Annotated in this window: 18 protein-coding genes; 11 read left to right on the forward strand and 7 right to left on the reverse strand. The window is 58.9% G+C overall.

All coding sequences use genetic code 11. From position 1 onward, the window contains the following. Positions 1 to 58: 58 nt before the first annotated feature. The 5 genes from ABJN86_RS09040 to ABJN86_RS09060 form a co-directional block, all read right to left on the reverse strand. Positions 59 to 388 carry an H-NS histone family protein gene (locus tag ABJN86_RS09040; RefSeq protein ID WP_348366470.1) on the reverse strand — a complete coding sequence of 110 codons (330 nt, stop codon included), beginning with the start codon at positions 386 to 388 and terminating at the stop codon, positions 59 to 61. A 73-nt stretch (positions 389 to 461) separates the two neighbouring features. Then, on the reverse strand, positions 462 to 1,625 hold the full coding sequence (locus ABJN86_RS09045) for a lytic murein transglycosylase (protein ID WP_348366472.1): 1,164 nt from the start codon (positions 1,623 to 1,625) through the stop codon (positions 462 to 464). Between the two features lie 30 nt (positions 1,626 to 1,655). Then, positions 1,656 to 2,591: an adenosylcobinamide-phosphate synthase CbiB gene (cbiB, locus tag ABJN86_RS09050; RefSeq protein ID WP_348366474.1), complete on the reverse strand. Its 936-nt coding sequence runs from the start codon at positions 2,589 to 2,591 to the stop codon at positions 1,656 to 1,658. Beyond that, positions 2,588 to 3,523, reverse strand: a complete 936-nt coding sequence (locus tag ABJN86_RS09055; RefSeq protein WP_348366475.1) for a threonine-phosphate decarboxylase — start codon at positions 3,521 to 3,523, stop codon at positions 2,588 to 2,590. The genes cbiB and ABJN86_RS09055 overlap by 4 nt, the downstream gene beginning before the upstream one ends. Beyond that, positions 3,516 to 3,890, reverse strand: coding sequence for a DUF1636 domain-containing protein (locus ABJN86_RS09060; protein WP_348366477.1), 375 nt, complete (start codon positions 3,888 to 3,890; stop codon positions 3,516 to 3,518). Before ABJN86_RS09060 ends, ABJN86_RS09055 begins: the two co-directional genes overlap by 8 nt. 212 nt (positions 3,891 to 4,102) lie before the next feature. Here ABJN86_RS09060 and ABJN86_RS09065 point away from each other — a divergent pair, with 212 nt between their 5' ends. Further along, positions 4,103 to 4,465, forward strand: coding sequence for a hypothetical protein (locus ABJN86_RS09065; protein ID WP_348366479.1), 363 nt, complete (start codon positions 4,103 to 4,105; stop codon positions 4,463 to 4,465). Positions 4,466 to 4,486: 21 nt separating this feature from the next. Here ABJN86_RS09065 and ABJN86_RS09070 read toward each other — a convergent pair whose 3' ends face one another. Continuing rightward, on the reverse strand, positions 4,487 to 5,437 hold the full coding sequence (locus ABJN86_RS09070) for a glutathione S-transferase family protein (protein ID WP_348366928.1): 951 nt from the start codon (positions 5,435 to 5,437) through the stop codon (positions 4,487 to 4,489). Positions 5,438 to 5,731: 294 nt separating this feature from the next. Here ABJN86_RS09070 and ABJN86_RS09075 point away from each other — a divergent pair, with 294 nt between their 5' ends. The 8 genes from ABJN86_RS09075 to ABJN86_RS09110 all read left to right on the forward strand — a co-directional run bounded on the left by ABJN86_RS09075 (position 5,732) and on the right by ABJN86_RS09110 (position 12,710). Continuing rightward, the gene (locus ABJN86_RS09075; protein WP_348366480.1) at positions 5,732 to 5,953 is read left to right on the forward strand and encodes a DUF6732 family protein; all 222 of its coding nucleotides are present in this window, start codon (positions 5,732 to 5,734) and stop codon (positions 5,951 to 5,953) included. After that, positions 5,950 to 7,176: a sirohydrochlorin chelatase gene (locus tag ABJN86_RS09080; protein ID WP_348366482.1), complete on the forward strand. Its 1,227-nt coding sequence runs from the start codon at positions 5,950 to 5,952 to the stop codon at positions 7,174 to 7,176. The genes ABJN86_RS09075 and ABJN86_RS09080 overlap by 4 nt, the downstream gene beginning before the upstream one ends. A 3-nt stretch (positions 7,177 to 7,179) precedes the next feature. After that, positions 7,180 to 7,818, forward strand: a complete 639-nt coding sequence (locus ABJN86_RS09085; protein ID WP_348366483.1) for a precorrin-8X methylmutase — start codon at positions 7,180 to 7,182, stop codon at positions 7,816 to 7,818. After that, positions 7,815 to 9,017 (forward strand): precorrin-6y C5,15-methyltransferase (decarboxylating) subunit CbiE, encoded by a 1,203-nt coding sequence (gene cbiE, locus ABJN86_RS09090; RefSeq protein ID WP_348366484.1) that lies wholly within the window; start codon positions 7,815 to 7,817, stop codon positions 9,015 to 9,017. The genes ABJN86_RS09085 and cbiE overlap by 4 nt, the downstream gene beginning before the upstream one ends. Then, positions 9,014 to 9,715: a precorrin-2 C(20)-methyltransferase gene (gene cobI / locus ABJN86_RS09095; protein WP_348366486.1), complete on the forward strand. Its 702-nt coding sequence runs from the start codon at positions 9,014 to 9,016 to the stop codon at positions 9,713 to 9,715. Before cbiE ends, cobI begins: the two co-directional genes overlap by 4 nt. Further along, positions 9,706 to 11,517, forward strand: coding sequence for a precorrin-3B C(17)-methyltransferase (cobJ, locus tag ABJN86_RS09100; protein ID WP_348366488.1), 1,812 nt, complete (start codon positions 9,706 to 9,708; stop codon positions 11,515 to 11,517). The genes cobI and cobJ overlap by 10 nt, the downstream gene beginning before the upstream one ends. Next, entirely contained in the window at positions 11,514 to 12,284 is a 771-nt protein-coding gene (gene cobM, locus ABJN86_RS09105) for a precorrin-4 C(11)-methyltransferase (RefSeq protein WP_348366490.1), read from the forward strand. The genes cobJ and cobM overlap by 4 nt, the downstream gene beginning before the upstream one ends. Before the next feature lie 75 nt (positions 12,285 to 12,359). Continuing rightward, positions 12,360 to 12,710, forward strand: coding sequence for a hypothetical protein (locus ABJN86_RS09110; protein WP_348366492.1), 351 nt, complete (start codon positions 12,360 to 12,362; stop codon positions 12,708 to 12,710). On the opposite strand, the gene ABJN86_RS09115 is transcribed toward ABJN86_RS09110, so the two are convergent. Then, a complete protein-coding gene (locus tag ABJN86_RS09115; RefSeq protein WP_348366493.1) occupies positions 12,707 to 13,561 on the reverse strand; it encodes a LysR substrate-binding domain-containing protein in 855 nt (284 codons plus the stop codon). The genes ABJN86_RS09110 and ABJN86_RS09115 overlap by 4 nt on opposite strands. A gap of 98 nt (positions 13,562 to 13,659) precedes the next feature. On the opposite strand from ABJN86_RS09115, the gene ABJN86_RS09120 reads away from it, so the two are divergent. Beyond that, positions 13,660 to 14,643: a fatty acid desaturase gene (locus tag ABJN86_RS09120; protein WP_348366495.1), complete on the forward strand. Its 984-nt coding sequence runs from the start codon at positions 13,660 to 13,662 to the stop codon at positions 14,641 to 14,643. After that, on the forward strand, positions 14,640 to 15,473 hold the full coding sequence (locus ABJN86_RS09125; RefSeq protein ID WP_348366497.1) for a sugar phosphate isomerase/epimerase: 834 nt from the start codon (positions 14,640 to 14,642) through the stop codon (positions 15,471 to 15,473). The genes ABJN86_RS09120 and ABJN86_RS09125 overlap by 4 nt, the downstream gene beginning before the upstream one ends. Positions 15,474 to 15,497 lie beyond the last annotated feature (24 nt).

Here is a 15,497-nt window from a genome sequence, read left to right on the forward strand (position 1 = left end):
AAAGAAAAAGGGACGTGCGTCGACACACACATCCCTTTCTAAAATTCTAATTGGGCAACTAAACTTTAAAGTCGTCCAATGATTTTCCAGCTTTCAAAGCGTCTTTGAGCCACAGAGGTCGTGCACCTCGTCCTGCCCAAGTTTTGCTGCTGTCGTCAGGGTGACGGTAGGCCGCTTTGCTTGGTTTCTTAGCGGCTGCCTTTGGGGCTTTTGTAACCTCTCCGGTCAGTTCGCCCAACGAGAAGCCAAGCTCTTTTGCTTTCGCTTTCACTACGGCGAGTGCTTTACTTTTCTGTTTTTTGTCGTGACGCTCTATAGCCTTTTCGACACGGGCCTTTAGCGATTTTAGTTCTGTCAGAGACAATGGTCTCAGATCGATTTTAGCCATTTGTTAAGCTCCCCAGCTTTATGAATGAGGCTCTGATAAAGCAAAAACTGAATAAATCCAAGGCTGGTTTTTTCTACAGTCGATTTAGCAACTCCAATGACGGCCATGCATCAGCCGCCAGCCCAAGGCGTTTTTGTTCTGCTTGTACCGCCGCACGAGTTCCTGAGCCAAGAATGCCGTCTATTTTTCCGACATTGTGGCCGCGATTTGACAATTTTTTCTGTAGTTTCTTCATGTTAGCGTCCGAAAGGTTGGGACTTGGATTGCCAGCATCATAGACGGGCGCACCCGACAAACGCGTTGCAAAATAGGCGGCGGTCGTCACGTAGACGAAGCTTTGGTTCCATTCAAAGTAAACGCGAAAGTTTGGGTAGGCGATAAATGCCGGACCATTTTTTCCCATTGGCAAAAGGATCGAGCCAGCGGACCCATTAAATTTTTTGGACTTAGGTTTGACGCCCATTTGGGCCCAATCATTTACGCTCAATGTGGTGCCCAGTCCCGTTTTGGACCAGTCCATCTGCTTGTGAACCTGAACCTCTTGCAACCACGCTTGTCCGGGTTGCCAACCAAGGGACCGTAGCATTTTCGCGCCTGACAATAGCGCATCCGGGGCGGAGGTCTTCAGGCTAACCTTCCCATCCCCATCCGCGTCGACACCATTGGCGATAATGTCCTCGGGTAGCATCTGCACCATGCCGATTTCGCCTGCCCATGCGCCCTTGGTTGATTTTGGATCGAATTCGCCACGCTCAAATAATTCTAGTGCCGCGAACACTTGTGGGCGGAAAAGTTCGGGGCGGCGGCAATCGTGGCTCAGGGTTATCAATGCGTTGAGCGTGTTGAAATTTCCCTGCACTGCGCCGTAATCGGTCTCTAGCGCCCAGAAGGCCAACAAAACCCCTGCGGGGACGCCGTATTCTTGCTCGGCGCGTCTAAAGACAGATGCATACTTTTGTGCGTTGGCGCGGCCTTTATCGATGCGGGACTTGGAGATGACGCGGCGTGAGAAGTCGATGAAGTCGCGTTTGAAAACCCCCTGCGATCTGTCGGCTTTCAGAACTTTCGGATCTTGGCGTGCAGAGGCGAAGAAGCGGTCAGTGCTCGATTTTGAATGCCCTTTTGCGACGGCCTCTGACTTCAATTCGCCGATGAAGGAATTCCACCCTCCGCCACAAGCCGCATGCGCTGCGGGTGCGACGAGGGACAAAGACAAGGCAAGTAACAAGTGACGCATTGGAGGCTCCGAAGACAATTTCGGGGCAATCTATGCAATCACCAAAGCAAGGGCAATGTAGGCCAATACAGGAGCCGACGCGATGAACAGAACAAACGAGAAGGTGATGGCCCAAGCCTTCCAAAGGGCCCGCACCGCGGTATCTATGTCGTCTGCGTCAAGGTCACGGCGGCCCTCGGGGTTCACGAATGGCTCGTCGCGCAAGGTACCGTCATAGCTGCGAGGCCCCGATAGGGCGACACCAAGGACACTGGCCATCGCCGCTTCCGGCCAACCCGCATTCGGGGACCGGTGCAATTTGGCGTCGCGTTTGGCGAGCCGCCACGCATCGCGGTGCCAATGAGCCAGTGACATGAGCGCGGCCGTCAGGCGAGCAGCAGGCCAATTCACCAGATCATCCAGACGTGCGGCGGCCCAACCGAATTCTTCATACCGCGCGTTGCGGTAGCCGATCATGCTGTCCGCTGTGTTGATGATCTTATAGGCCAGCAATCCGGGCAACCCGAGCAGCATGAACCAAAATACGGGTGCGATAACCCCGTCACTTAGGTTCTCGGCCGCACTTTCAATGGCGCCGCGCGCCACGCCGGAGCGGTCCAGCGCTTTCACATCGCGCCCCACTATGCGGGCCACCGCCTCGCGGCCATCCTCTAAGCTAAGGCGCAAGGCGCGGGCGACATCCGCGACGTGATCGACCAGCGAGCGTTGCGCCAATAATATGGCCCCGAGAATGATCTCAACAACGGACCCGAAGGCCGACAGGAGCGTTCCCAGCCCAAGGGCGCAGACCACCAAAAATATGACCAGCGCCACTCCCTTGGCGCGGCGGTCGTTGCCGTGGTTCATGCGGGCCTCGGCCCACGCGATGGTTTTGCCCATCAAGACGGCGGGGTGGGGCAGGCGGTCCCATAGCCACTTAGGCTCGCCTATCACCGCGTCTAGGATCATCGCGAAAACAACGGTCATAGCGCGGCTTCCAATTGGTCCCAGCGGTCGGGTGCGGGCAAGCCTAGGCGCAGCCAGCGATCCGAGTATGGGAAGATGCGCGACCAGACATGACCCTTCGCCAATTTGTCCTGCCAATGGGCGGCATCATTCACATCATAGAGGCGGAACAACGTGGTGCCCCCGACAATTTTCGCACCAGCCTTAAGCATGACCGCATCCAACCGCTCCGCGTCCTGTGCCAAACGATCGCGCGTGGTGTCGGCCCATGCGTGATCTTCCAGCGCCCTTGCGCCGATCTGCAACGCGGGGCCGGATACGGCCCAAGGTCCGATTTCATTGCGAAGCTTCTGGGCGATCTTCGGGGTTGTGATCGCGAAGCCCAGCCGCATGCCTGCCAGCCCCCAGAACTTGCCGAAGCTTTTTAGAACGACGGTGTCGGGCCGTTCTGCCAATTGGATGTGGCTGTCCGCAGGGGCGATATCGCAGAAGCTTTCGTCGATCACGATTGGGCCTGAGACTTCTGATGTGCTCCAAAGCCGCCCATCTGGATTGTTGGGGTGAATCACGACACGCAGACCAGCGCCTGCACCGGCTATGTCATAACCTTGCGCGCGAAAGGCGGCGGCGTGCTCATTGTAGGTGGGTGTCGGGATCACAACGGAGCGGCCATTGAAAACATGAGGCATCGCTGCAATCAGCGCGGAGGCACCTTGCGCGGGTACAATCTCCGCGCCTTCAGGAACGCCCCAATGTTTGCGTGCCGCGTTTGCAAGGCGCTCAAACGCGCCGCTGTCTGGCAGGGCCGTCCACGCTTCCGCGTCGATTTCGCCGATGGGGTAGGGGACGGGGTTAATCCCAGTGGATAGATCCAGCCAGTCCGCACGTTGCCCGCCATATTTCGCGATTGCTGCGTCCAAGCCCCCGCCGTGATCGCGCGGGGTGCTACTCATCGTCGGGCATAGGGGGGTGACGGGTGACGAAGTGGCCTTTGATGGCTTGCGGCCATTGCTTGTAGGGCACTTGGCCGGTTTCGCTTTGGGCGTGCAGGGTGGCGTAGCCCACGACGGCTTCGGCGGCCTCTTGGGTGGGTTCAAATTCGCCAACGGTGTAGTTCAGTTTATCTTTGCCTTGGATGGCCACGTTGCACCCGCGCGCGCAGCCCATCAGGCAGGAGTGGCGTCTGGTGCGCACGCCTTCTGCCGTTTCGGCGGCGGCCTCAATCAAATCGGCCAAAACCTCTCCGTCGGCAACGCCCGGGGCACGCGCCTCCCAGTCATCGCGTTTGCAAGTGTCGCAAATAGTGATCCAAGTTGTCATGAGGTTTCTCGCGCCAGTAAAATATCCTCTCCTATCAAGCGGAAATCCGCCAGATTCGCAAGAAGTGAGGTCTCAATTTCGTGCAACGTGATTTGTTAACCTTTCGTTAGGGACTTAATGCCACAAGGACGAAATCCTACAGCACTAGGATAATAAAAATAAAATTTGCGGGAAGCGTACCGGCCTATCCTCGCCATTGGTCGGAGAAAGTAATGAATGTTCTCATTGTAGAATGCAGAAGCGGGCTGGGCCAGATTTGGTCCGACCATGTCGCGCGGCTTGGATGCAGGGTCACCCTCGTCCATAGTCAACAAGATGCTGAGGAATTCTTGCGCGGGCAGGATTTCGACGTTTTGGTTGTTAACCTTAAGCTTGATCCGAGCGTCGGGGACGCCTCGGCCATTGCGGATTACGCAAGCTTTCGCCAGCCGAACGCTAAGATTGTCTGCGTCTCGTCCAACAGCTTTTTCTCGGATGGGTCGATTTTCAACTTCATGCCCAACGCCTGCGCTATGATCCCACAAAATACCCAGCCCGAAGACCTGGCGGCCTTGGTCGAATACCACGCAAGGTAAGGTTTCACTCTACGCCCGCTTTTACCCGCGACCGTGCGGTTCCTGCCAATCCAACGTCGGGTTGGTCGGGATAATGCGGTTGGGGTTAATCGTCTCATGGCTGTAGTGGTAGTGGCGCACGATGTGATTGAAATTCACCGTCTCCGCGACGCCGTCCCATTGATACAACTCGCGGGTGTAGGCCCATAGGTTCGGGTAGTCGATGATCCGCTTACGGTTGCATTTGAAATGCAAATGGTAGACCGGATCAAAACGCACCAAGGTGGTGAACAAGCGCCAGTCTGCCTCGGTGATGCCGCCCCCCATGAGGTAGCGGTTGTCGCTCAAGCGGTCTTCCAGCCAGTCTAAACATTCAAATAGCGGCCCCACGGCCGCGTCATAGGCGGACTGCGATGTGGCGAAGCCTGCTTTGTAGACGCCGTTGTTCACGGTGTTGTAGATGCGCTCATTCACCTGCTCGATGGCGTCGCGCTGGTCTTCGGGCCATAGATCCAGCGTGTTTCCGGTCAACGCGTCGAAGGCCGAATTGAACATGCGGATGATCTCGGAGGATTCGTTGCTGACGATGGTCTCACTGTGCTTGTCCCACAAGATCGGCACGGTCACGCGGCCCGACACACCGGGATCGGCCTTGGTGTAAAGGTCGCGGGCAAATGGCAGGCCGTAAAGCTGGTCGCCGGTGGCACCATGTTCGTCTTTCTCGAAGGTCCAGCCATCCGTCAACATGTCGGGATGTACGGCGGAGACATCGATCAAATCCTCCAAACCTTTTAGCTTGCGAAAGATCAATGCGCGGTGCGCCCATGGGCAGGCGTGAGAGATGTAGAGGTGATACCGGTCGGCTTCGGCAGGGAAGTCGCCGTCGGGGGTAATCCAATTCCGGAAGCCTGCGGTTGTGCGTTTGAACGCCCCGCCAGTTGATTTTGTGTCATACCAAGTGTCGTGCCATGTGCCGTCTACAAGTTGTCCCAAAACCAATCCTCCATGCGTCGGTATGCTTTGGTAGCGCCCGATTGGCCCTGCGTCACCTCGCAAATATGCACAGAAACTGCGCGAGACGACGCATTCGGACCACGGCGCGACGCTCAATGCCATTGCGGGAAGCACCGCCGCCCCATATACCTGCGACTCATGACGAGGGCTTTTGCCCAGAGAGGTTGGCGGCCTTCGGATCGACCCAGATAGGGGATCCACCGGTTGCATCGTCATGGAGCGGGCGGTTGCCCCAATCTCTCCCCTATGGAAGTTTGGATGGAAGGCACGGCAATGACCCGAGTATTTATCACCTTAACCATGTTGTTTTCAGCAACCTCAGCCTCGGCGCATGTCGGGCACCTTGGCGAATTTGCGGGCCACGACCATTGGGTCGCGGGGGCCGCTTTGGGGGCTGCGGTGGCCGTGTCCATTTGGGGTGTCCTAAAGGGCAAAAAGGATGCTGAAGAAGTAGACGCCGAACACGAAGAAGAGCTGGAAGAGGAAGCGGCATGAGCAAAGTTGGTGTCATGATCTGCGGTCACGGTTCTCGCTCTCAGGCGGCGGTGGACCAGTTTTCGGTTCTGGCGGAGAAGCTACCAAGCTACTTGCCGCCTGAATGGCCGGTGGAATACGGCTACCTTGAGTTCGCCAATCCAGTGATCCGCGACGGGCTTGATAAACTGCGCGAACAAGGCTGCGACAAAATTCTGGCCGTGCCGGGCATGTTGTTCGCCGCGATGCACTCCAAAAATGACATCCCAACCGTACTTAACACCTATGCTGCCAAGCATGACATCGAGATCAGCTATGGCCGCGAGTTGGGCGTCGACCCCAAGATGATCGCTGCCGCCGGTGCGCGCATCCAGACGGCCGTTGATGCCGCGAATGCGGTGGAGCATGTCCCGAACGAGGAAACCTGCCTTGTGGTCATCGGGCGCGGCGCGTCTGATCCGGACGCCAACGGCAACGTCTCCAAAATCGCGCGGATGCTGCACGAAGGTATGGGCTTTGGCTGGGTCGAGGTTGGCTATTCCGGCGTGACCTTCCCGCTGGTTGAGCCTTGCCTGACCCACGCCGCCAAGCTGGGGTACAAGCGCATCGTGGTGTTCCCATACTTCTTGTTCACAGGCATCCTGATCGACCGCATCTACGGTTTCACGGATCAGGTTGCAGCCCAGAACCCCGATATTGAGTTCGTCAAAGCGGGTTATCTGAACGATCATTCACAAGTGCTGGAAACTTTCGCCGAACGCATTACCGAGCAGATTGGAAGCAACCCGCCCCCCAACTGTGGCATTTGCCAATACCGCACACAGGTTTTGGCTATTGAGGGTGAAGAGGTGCAGCACATCGCGCCTGTAGATCACGCCGCCTTTGGGGACGTGCCGCCGCCCACTTGCGTGCTGTGCAAATACCGCGTGCAGGTTCTCGGGTTCGAGGGCGAGGTTGGCGCCGTTCAGGAATCGCACCACCACCACGTGGAGGGCCAAGGCGCACACGCCCCCGGCTCCAACGTAGAGGATTGCGACAGATGCGATACCTTCTGCACAGGGATGTGCCGCTTGGAATTGCCGGGACATCACCACCACCATCACGACCATGACCACAGCCACGATCATTCGCATGATCACGGTCACGGGCATGGGCACGACCATGATCACGACCACCACCACGCGCCGTACCCTCATGCCATGCACCCGCATGGCCCAGAGTCTGCGCGCAAGGCGAAAATCTAGCCCATGCGCCCCTACGTAAAAGACCCAGCCGCGATCTATGCGCAAAGCTTCGAGACCGTGCGCTCGGAGGCGAGTTTGGACCGTTTCCCGAACGGGCTGGATCGTCTCGCGGTGCGGGTGATCCACGCTTGCGGCATGGTCGAAATTGCGGACCGCTTGTCCTTTACCGACACGGCCTACTACGCGGGGCATCATGCCCTTGCTGAGGGTAAGCCGATCCTGTGCGATTGCGAAATGGTTGGCGCGGGCATCATCCGCCGCTACTTGCCGTCGGATAATGAGGTGATCGTGACCCTCAATGATCCCAGCACGCCGGACCGGGCGGCTACGATTGGCAACACCAGATCCGCCGCCGCCGTGGAGCTGTGGGAGCCGCATATCGAAGGCGCGGTCGTGGCCATCGGCAACGCACCCACAGCGTTGTTCCATTTGTTGGAGCTGATCGATCAGGGCTTTCCCAAACCTGCCGTGATCCTCGGCTTTCCTGTTGGATTTGTCGGGGCAGCTGAATCCAAGGCCGAATTGGCCGCCAACCCACGAGGCTGTGACTTCGTCGCCCTTCGTGGGCGCAAAGGTGGCTCCGCCATAGCGTCGGCGGCGGTGAATGCCTTGGCCGCTGGCCTGCCAGAGGTGCAATCATGAGCGACGCATGGCTCCATATCGTCGGCATCGGCGAGGACGGGATGGACGGCCTCAGCCCCGTGACCCGCGCAGTGGTGGAAACGGCGGAAGTGATCATCGGCGGGGATCGCCATCATCAACTGTCTACCAATGCAAATGCGACCCGCGTGGCGTGGCCATCGCCCTTTGATGCGCTGATTGAGACCTTGGAAAGCCACAAAGGCAAACGCGTTGTGGTGCTGGCGACGGGTGACCCGCTGTGGTTCTCGGTGGGGGCGCGCATCGGGCGCTCGATTGATCCGTCCCAGATCGTCTACCACCCGCAACTCTCCGCATTTCAGCTCACCGCCGCCCGTATGGGCTGGAGCCTTGCGGACGTTGAGACCCTGACCGTACATGGGCGACCCGTGCATCAGATGGTGGCGTTTATCCAGCCGGACCAACGCCTGATTATCCTGACAACCGGCGCGGAGACGCCCGCGCAGATCGCACAATTCCTGACCGAGCGCGGCTTTGGTCAGTCGCAGATGACCGTGCTGGCCTCTATGGGCGGGGACAAAGAGCAACGCTTCGACGGGACCGCCGCCGATTGGTCGCATGAGGTGCCCGCGTTCAACACACTCGCCGTGCTTTGCGTCGCGGCTAAGGACGCGGCGTTGCTGCCGCGCGTGCCGGGGTTGAGTGACGATTTGTTTCGCTCCGACGGCACCATGACAAAGCGTGAAGTGCGCGCGGCCACAGTGGCCAAGCTGATGCCGATGCGCGGGGCGCTGCTGTGGGACATCGGGACTGGCTCCGGCTCGGTTGCGATTGAGTGGATGCGAGCGGCGCGATACGCCCGCGCGTTGGGGATCGAACCCCGCGCAGATCGTCGCGCAATGGCTGCTGAAAATGCGCTCGCCTTGGGTGCGCCGAAGTTGCAATTGATCGAGGGCGAAGTGCCCGCAGCCTTGCAGGGGTTGGAGGCACCGGACGCGATCTTCATCGGGGGCGGCCTTAGCGAGGAGGTCTTCAACATCGCATGGGACAACCTGCGCCCACTTGGCCGATTGGTGGCCAATGCTGTGACTTTGGAAAGCGAGGCGATCTTGATCGCATTGCACAAGAAGCACGGCGGCGAATTGGTCAAGATTGGCGTCCAGCGGGCTGAACCCGTGGGCCGCCTGACCGGATGGCGCCCATCGATGACCGTCACACAATGGAGCCTTGTGAAACGATGAGCGGCACCTTGTATGGCGTGGGCCTTGGGCCAGGTGACCCCGAGCTGATCACCCTGAAAGCAGCGCGTTTGATCGAGGGCGCGACGACCATCGCCTACCCGACCCTTGCGGGGGGGGACAGCTTTGCACGCGCCATTGCGGCAGGACTAATCAAGGACGGCACCCGCGAAATTCGCATGGATGTGCCAATGAGCACGGAGCGCCAGCCTGCCCAAGACGCCTATGATGCGGGCGCTCAGGAAATCGCTGCTATTCTGGACGCAGGCGAAGACGTTGTGTGCCTGTGCGAGGGCGACCCGTTTTTCTACGGCTCCTTCATGTATCTGCATGCACGCCTGACCTCGGCCTATGACATCGAGATCATTCCCGGTGTGACCTCCGTGACCGCTTGCGCCGCCCGCGCCGCCATGCCGTTGGCCGCCCGCAATGAACGCCTGACAGTGCTGCCCGGCCCGCTGCCGGAGGCCGAATTGCGCAGCCGCATTGATGGGGCCGAAAGCGTCGTCATCATGAAGGTCGGCCGCCACCTGCCCAAAATCCGCGCCGTGATTGATGATCTGGGACTGACGGATCAGGCCATGTATGTCGAGCGGGCTACTCTGCCCGAGGAGGTGGTGTTACCGCTGTCCGAAGCGCCTGAAAAGGCACCGTATTTTTCCATAATTCTGCTGACCAAAGGGGCCGATCCATGGCTGTAAAACCCGTAGTCCTGTGCCTCAACCGCGCAGGCGAGGCCACTGCGCACCGCGTCGCCAAACTGCTAGACGCCCCCGTGCATGGCCGCGAGGGCCGCGTTGATGTGGCGGATGTGTTCTTTGCCAACGCGCTGGACCACACGCGCCTGTTGTTCCAAGCGGGCACACCTGTGGTGGGTGTCTGTGCGTCGGGCATCTTGATCCGCGCCGTGGCCCCTGTGCTGGCCGATAAAACCGCCGAGCCGCCTGTGTTGTCCGTCTCGGACGATGGCGCGGTTGTGGTGCCATTGTTAGGTGGCCATCGTGGGGCGAACCGTATGGCGGCTTTGATCGCGAAAGCCATGGACGCCACTGCCGCAGTAACCACGGCAGGGGATGTGGCCTTGGGCGTGGCGCTGGACGAGCCGCCATTGGGCTACCGCCTTGCCAATCCCGAGAACGCCAAAGAAGCCATGGCCAAGCTGTTGTCGGGCGAGGGGGCAACCGTGGATGGTGACGCGCCGTGGTTGGCTGACCTGCCAAAAGGTGACGGCGTACGCATCACTTGTACGACAGCACCCGCGAGTGCTGATTTGGTGTTCCACCCGCAACAAGTCACCTTGGGCGTCGGCTGCGCGCGCAACTGTGCGCCTGAAGAATTGCACGACTTGGTGACCAAAACCTTAAGTGACGCCAATATTGCGCCCGCCGCCTTAAAGGCAATCTACACGCTGGACCTGAAGGCCGACGAGCCTGCCGTTCATGCCTTGTCGCGTGCATTCGATATTCCGGTTCGGGTTTTCGACGCCGAAGCATTGGAAGCTGAAACCCCGCGCCTGAAAAACCCGTCCGATGTGGTCTTTGCAGAAGTGGGCACGCACGGCGTGTCCGAGGCTGCCGCACTGGCGGGCGCTGGGGATGACGCAACGCTTGTTGCGCCGAAACAGAAGACCAAGAACGCAACCTGTGCCGTGGCTTTGGCCCCCGCACCGATCACCGAATTGCGTGGCCGTGCGCGTGGCAAGCTGTCGATCATCGGCATCGGGCCGGGGCAGCATTCGTGGCGCACGCCAGAGGCGTCGCAGCTGGTGAATGAAGCTGAAGAACTGGTAGGCTACGGGCTCTACATTGATCTGCTCGGACCCTTGGCCTACGGCAAGCAGCGCTCCGACTTCCCGTTGGGCGGCGAGGAAGATCGTTGCCGCTACGCGTTGGAACGCGCGGGCGAGGGGCGCAACGTGGCGCTGATCTGCTCGGGTGATGCGGGCATCTACGCCATGGGGGCGCTTGTGTTTGAGCTACTCGATCGCAGCGCTGACGAGCTTGGGGTTACGGATGCCGCCCGCCGCGTGGAAGTGGTCTCCACCCCCGGTGTATCCGCGTTGCAAGGGGCTGCGGCCCGCGCTGGTGCGCCATTGGGGCACGACTTCTGCGCCATCTCGTTGTCGGACCTGTTGACCCCGCGCGAGGACATCATCAAACGCCTGCATGCGGCGGCGGAGGGCGACTTCGTGATCGCCTTCTACAACCCCGTCTCCATGCGCCGTCGCACATTGCTGGCCGAGGCGCGCGACATCTTGCTAGAACACCGCCCCGCCGATACGCCAGTCATGCTGGCGTCGTCCTTGGGGCGCCCAGAGGAGCACGTGCGTTATCGCCGCTTGGACGAGTTGGAGGTCGACGAGGTCGACATGCTCACGGTCGTTCTGATCGGCTCCAGCCACTCCAAACTGGCGCAATTGGGCGAAGGCCCGCGTATGTACACACCGCGCGGCTATGCGCGAAAGATCGACGGCGATCTTGCTAAAACAGGAACTTCATCATGACCGTTTACTTCATTGGCGCAGGGCCAGGTGACCCTGAATTGCTGACCCTTAAGGCGCAGAAAACCATCGCGCGCTGCCCTGTGTGCCTATACGCAGGTTCGCTGGTGCCCGAGGAGGTCGTGGCCGGCGCGCCCGAGGGGGCCTTGGTCATGGACACGGCGCCGATGACATTGGACGACACCCACGCGCAGATCATGGCGGCACATGCCAAGGGCCAAGACGTGGCGCGGGTGCATTCGGGCGATCCGTCGCTCTACGGGGCCATCGCCGAGCAAATTCGCCGCCTGACAGCCGAAGGCATCGACTACAAGATCATCCCCGGCGTGCCAGCCTATGCGGCAGCGGCGGCGGCATTGGGACAGGAGTTGACCATCCCCGAAATCGCGCAATCGATTGTGTTGACGCGTGTGTCTATGGAATCCACTTCCATGCCGGCGGGGGAGACCTTGGACAACTTCGCGCGCACAGGTGCAACTTTGGCGATCCATCTGGGCATCAGGGCGTTGCGCGAAATTGAGCGGGTTTTGATCCCTCACTATGGCGAAGACTGCCCCGTGGTGGTGGCGTATCGGGCGTCGTGGCCCGATGAGTTGTTCCTGCGCGGTACGTTGAAAGACATCCGCAAGAAGGTCCGTGCGGAGAAATTGACACGTACGGCACTGATCCTTGTGGGGCCCGCTTTGGGCGAGGTGAAGGATTTCCGAGACAGCGCGCTGTATGATCCAACAATGCCGCATGTGCTGCGTCCTGTCGTTAAAGCTTCGTAAAACTGTCGTAAAAACTTGATGTTAACGGTTTAGCGTTCCACTATCCTTGCAGGGGAAGCGGAGGGAATCGCTGACATGATCGAGTATTTGCCCAAAGAAATCGTGGATGGCCTTGCTGCCGCGAGGCTGAAAGCAGACAAGAAAAAGACGCGACTGCGGATACGATCTGGCGATGACCTGATCCCTTTGGTGAAGCTCACCGGCAGTCATTTTACGATCGAGAAAGACAAAGCCCCACGACTGCGGGGGCTTGTCGATATCTTCGATGGTGCGCGGCATCTGTATCAAGCGTTGGTTGTGGCAACGTCCTTTGATGGCGATACGGTCGTGTTCGAATTCAAACGCAATACAGCAACGGCAAGTCACCCCGCGCTGGATTTCGTACGCGACGAGGCGGCCCCTGTTGGGCTGATCGCCAAATCCTAAATCTCGGCGGTTAACCACTGCTCAAAGGCCTTTGAGCTTTCGCTAGGCGGGGCCTTGCCACGAACCAACCAATAGGCGCGAGCGGAAGCTAGCTCGAACGGATGGATCCGCATTAACTCGCCGCGATCCATGGCGGCGCGACTTGTTAAGTTGTCTCCTAACGATACGCCTTGGCCCGCTTTGGTGGCCATTTCCATGATCAACACATCTTGAAACACGACGCCCGCGTCGGATGGGGCCTCGCCTCCCGCGGCCACAAGCCAGCGCTGCCAATCTTGCCTGTTGTCGAGGTGCAGGAATGGCAGCTGCACCAAGCCCTCGACGTCCGAAGTGGTTTGCCCGCTCATCATCGAGGGGGCGGCCACAGGGAAGAAGCCAACGTCCATCAGCTTGACCGAATTGACGGGCACTTCCTCGGGCAGCAGGAAGCCAATGTACAGATCGTTGCGCAACTCGCCCAGATCGCCGTAGCGGCGCGGGGTGTTGATCCGTAAGGCCACTCCGGGGTGCTTGGCCAGAAAACCGCCAATGCGCGGGGCCAGCCAACTGGCGGCGAATCCCGACGCAACATTTAAAGTTAGGGAACCGGACAGCGCCTGCGTTTGCGAGGCCCGCGCTAATGTGTCCAAGGCGGGGGCAATTTCGGCCACATAATGTCTCGCGCGTTCGGTCAAACGCACCCCGCGCCCTTCTCGGCGCATCAGGGGAAAGCCAAGCTGCTCCTCAAGCGCCTTTAATTTATGGCTGATGGCGGATTGGGTGACGGACAAGGCCTCCGCCGTGGCGGTGATGCTTCCCAGACGGGCGAAGGTTGCCAGGGCCTGTAGGGAGGATGTGGATGGAATATTCATATGAAAAAAACTCATGTGATATTTGAACATATATCGTATGACATGAGGAATAATGCGGGTCAAACTCTCCCCTGACCAATGATCTAGGGAATGAAGACATGGAAGCCAGCTTTTCGCGCCGCAAGCTTGTCACACCGCAGGAATTGCGGGCGCTGAACGAGCGTTCAGATGTAATGGGCGGCCTTCAGATGGCCAGCCACATCGGCGCAATCGCAGTTGTGGTGATCCTTCATGCGCAAGCCATGGGGACAGTTTGGGTCTGGCTGACGGGGTTGGCGCTTGGGGTGTTGTTGAACTTCCTTTACGCCGCGCAGCATGAATTGAGCCACGCCACAGTATTCAAAACCCGCAGCCTGAACGAGATGTTCGGGCGAATTATTGGCTTCATCCAACTTTTCCCGCGCGACTTTGATCAGGTGATGCACTTCGCCCATCACACCTACACCCAAGATTGGGAGCGCGACGGCGAATTGATGCGCGAGCCCTATACTCTGACAACCTACCTGCTGTGGCTGAGTGGGGTTACCTATTGGCGCAACCGCATCGTTGGAAACATCCGCCGTGCGCGTGGCATTATTCTGGAACCCTACATTCGCGCGGAAGAAGAGGCCAAGGTCATCAAAGAGGCGCGCGTTCATTTGGCGCTGTATCTGCTCATCGCCATTGCCTCACTGGCTGGGGGCACTTGGATTGCCGTTACGTTTTGGCTGTTGCCCATGGTGCTGAGCAAGCCGATCCATCAATTGCAAAACACGATCGAACATTTGGGGCTCAGCCACGAGGATGACATTCTGGAGAACACCCGTTCCACCCGCACCAATGCCGTGATCCGTTGGCTGTGCTGGCAAATGCCCTACCACACGGCCCATCACGTGTTCCCCGCCGTGCCGTTCTGGAAGCTGCGCGAATTGAATGCCAAGATCGAGGCCGAAGCCGGTGAAGTGCACCGCATGGGCTGGATCGAGTTCCAAAAAGAGGTGATCTCAAAGCTGATGGCGAAGGACGAAAGCCAATACCCGATGGATGAGGTTTGGGTCGTGCCGTTATCCGGTGGCCGCTCCGCACGGATCCCAGCGGAATGAGGAGGCTACAGACTTACACCTCGCTTTGGGCGATGCAGCCGCATGATCAAACGGGCGTGAAGCTGCCCTACGATCAGATATGCGAAATGGTGGCCGGTGCGGGCTATGATGGTATGGCGATTGATCTGGGCGCATCTGACGTCGAAGTGGCGCATGCGGTGCGCCCGCATATGGAGCGCAACAACCTCACGCCACTGATTGTGGCTTTCCCCAAAACGATCGACAGCCTTGAAGATACGCTGAAAATGGCCAAGGACTTCGACGCTCCTTTTGTGGATGTGATCGGGCAGGTTATGCCCGTCGCCCTTGATGACATGGTCCCCGTGATCGAGACGTGGATGGAGATGTCGGACAAAATCGGTGTGCCCATTCAGTTCGAGACGCACCGCAATTGCATCACCAATGACCTTTATACGATGCTGCAATTGTTGGACCGTATCCCTCAGATGCGGGTCTGCGCAGACCTGTCCCATTATGTGGTCGACCGCGAGTTTTGGTATCCATTGTCGGATCACGACATGGGATTGATTTCGCGCGTGCTGGAACGCTCCGACAGCTTTCAGGGGCGGGTTGCATCGCGCCAGCAGATACAATTGCCGCTGAGCTTCCCACAGCATCAAAAATGGGTCGAGCTGTTCAAAGGCTGGTGGCGCGAGGGGATGACCAGCTGGCAAAGCCGCAACGCAGACGGGGATTGCATCTTCTTGTGCGAACTTGGCCCACCAGAATACGCCATGACGGGCGCTGATGGTCGGGAGCTTTCAAATCGGTGGGAGGAAGCGCTGCAAATCAAGTCTTGGGCCGAAGATATCTGGAGTGATCTGGGATGAATGGTGAAATCTTCTAACTTTGGG

The organism is Litoreibacter sp. (assembly GCF_039974535.1).
Classification (GTDB): domain Bacteria; phylum Pseudomonadota; class Alphaproteobacteria; order Rhodobacterales; family Rhodobacteraceae; genus Litoreibacter.

Excerpts from the sequence above, each read along its gene's own strand:
- ABJN86_RS09125 (WP_348366497.1), top strand. The coding sequence starts at position 14,640 with ATGAGGAGGCTACAGACTTACACCTCGCTTTGGGCGATGCAGCCGCAT.
- ABJN86_RS09040 (WP_348366470.1), bottom strand. The coding sequence starts at position 388 with ATGGCTAAAATCGATCTGAGACCATTGTCTCTGACAGAACTAAAATCG.
- ABJN86_RS09115 (WP_348366493.1), bottom strand. The coding sequence starts at position 13,561 with ATGAATATTCCATCCACATCCTCCCTACAGGCCCTGGCAACCTTCGCC.
- ABJN86_RS09060 (WP_348366477.1), bottom strand. The coding sequence starts at position 3,890 with ATGACAACTTGGATCACTATTTGCGACACTTGCAAACGCGATGACTGG.
- cbiB (WP_348366474.1), bottom strand. The coding sequence starts at position 2,591 with ATGACCGTTGTTTTCGCGATGATCCTAGACGCGGTGATAGGCGAGCCT.
- cobI (WP_348366486.1), top strand. The coding sequence starts at position 9,014 with ATGAGCGGCACCTTGTATGGCGTGGGCCTTGGGCCAGGTGACCCCGAG.
- ABJN86_RS09045 (WP_348366472.1), bottom strand. The coding sequence starts at position 1,625 with ATGCGTCACTTGTTACTTGCCTTGTCTTTGTCCCTCGTCGCACCCGCA.
- ABJN86_RS09080 (WP_348366482.1), top strand. The coding sequence starts at position 5,950 with ATGAGCAAAGTTGGTGTCATGATCTGCGGTCACGGTTCTCGCTCTCAG.
- ABJN86_RS09085 (WP_348366483.1), top strand. The coding sequence starts at position 7,180 with ATGCGCCCCTACGTAAAAGACCCAGCCGCGATCTATGCGCAAAGCTTC.
- ABJN86_RS09120 (WP_348366495.1), top strand. The coding sequence starts at position 13,660 with ATGGAAGCCAGCTTTTCGCGCCGCAAGCTTGTCACACCGCAGGAATTG.
- cbiE (WP_348366484.1), top strand. The coding sequence starts at position 7,815 with ATGAGCGACGCATGGCTCCATATCGTCGGCATCGGCGAGGACGGGATG.
- ABJN86_RS09055 (WP_348366475.1), bottom strand. The coding sequence starts at position 3,523 with ATGAGTAGCACCCCGCGCGATCACGGCGGGGGCTTGGACGCAGCAATC.
- ABJN86_RS09110 (WP_348366492.1), top strand. The coding sequence starts at position 12,360 with ATGATCGAGTATTTGCCCAAAGAAATCGTGGATGGCCTTGCTGCCGCG.
- ABJN86_RS09075 (WP_348366480.1), top strand. The coding sequence starts at position 5,732 with ATGACCCGAGTATTTATCACCTTAACCATGTTGTTTTCAGCAACCTCA.
- ABJN86_RS09065 (WP_348366479.1), top strand. The coding sequence starts at position 4,103 with ATGAATGTTCTCATTGTAGAATGCAGAAGCGGGCTGGGCCAGATTTGG.
- cobJ (WP_348366488.1), top strand. The coding sequence starts at position 9,706 with ATGGCTGTAAAACCCGTAGTCCTGTGCCTCAACCGCGCAGGCGAGGCC.
- cobM (WP_348366490.1), top strand. The coding sequence starts at position 11,514 with ATGACCGTTTACTTCATTGGCGCAGGGCCAGGTGACCCTGAATTGCTG.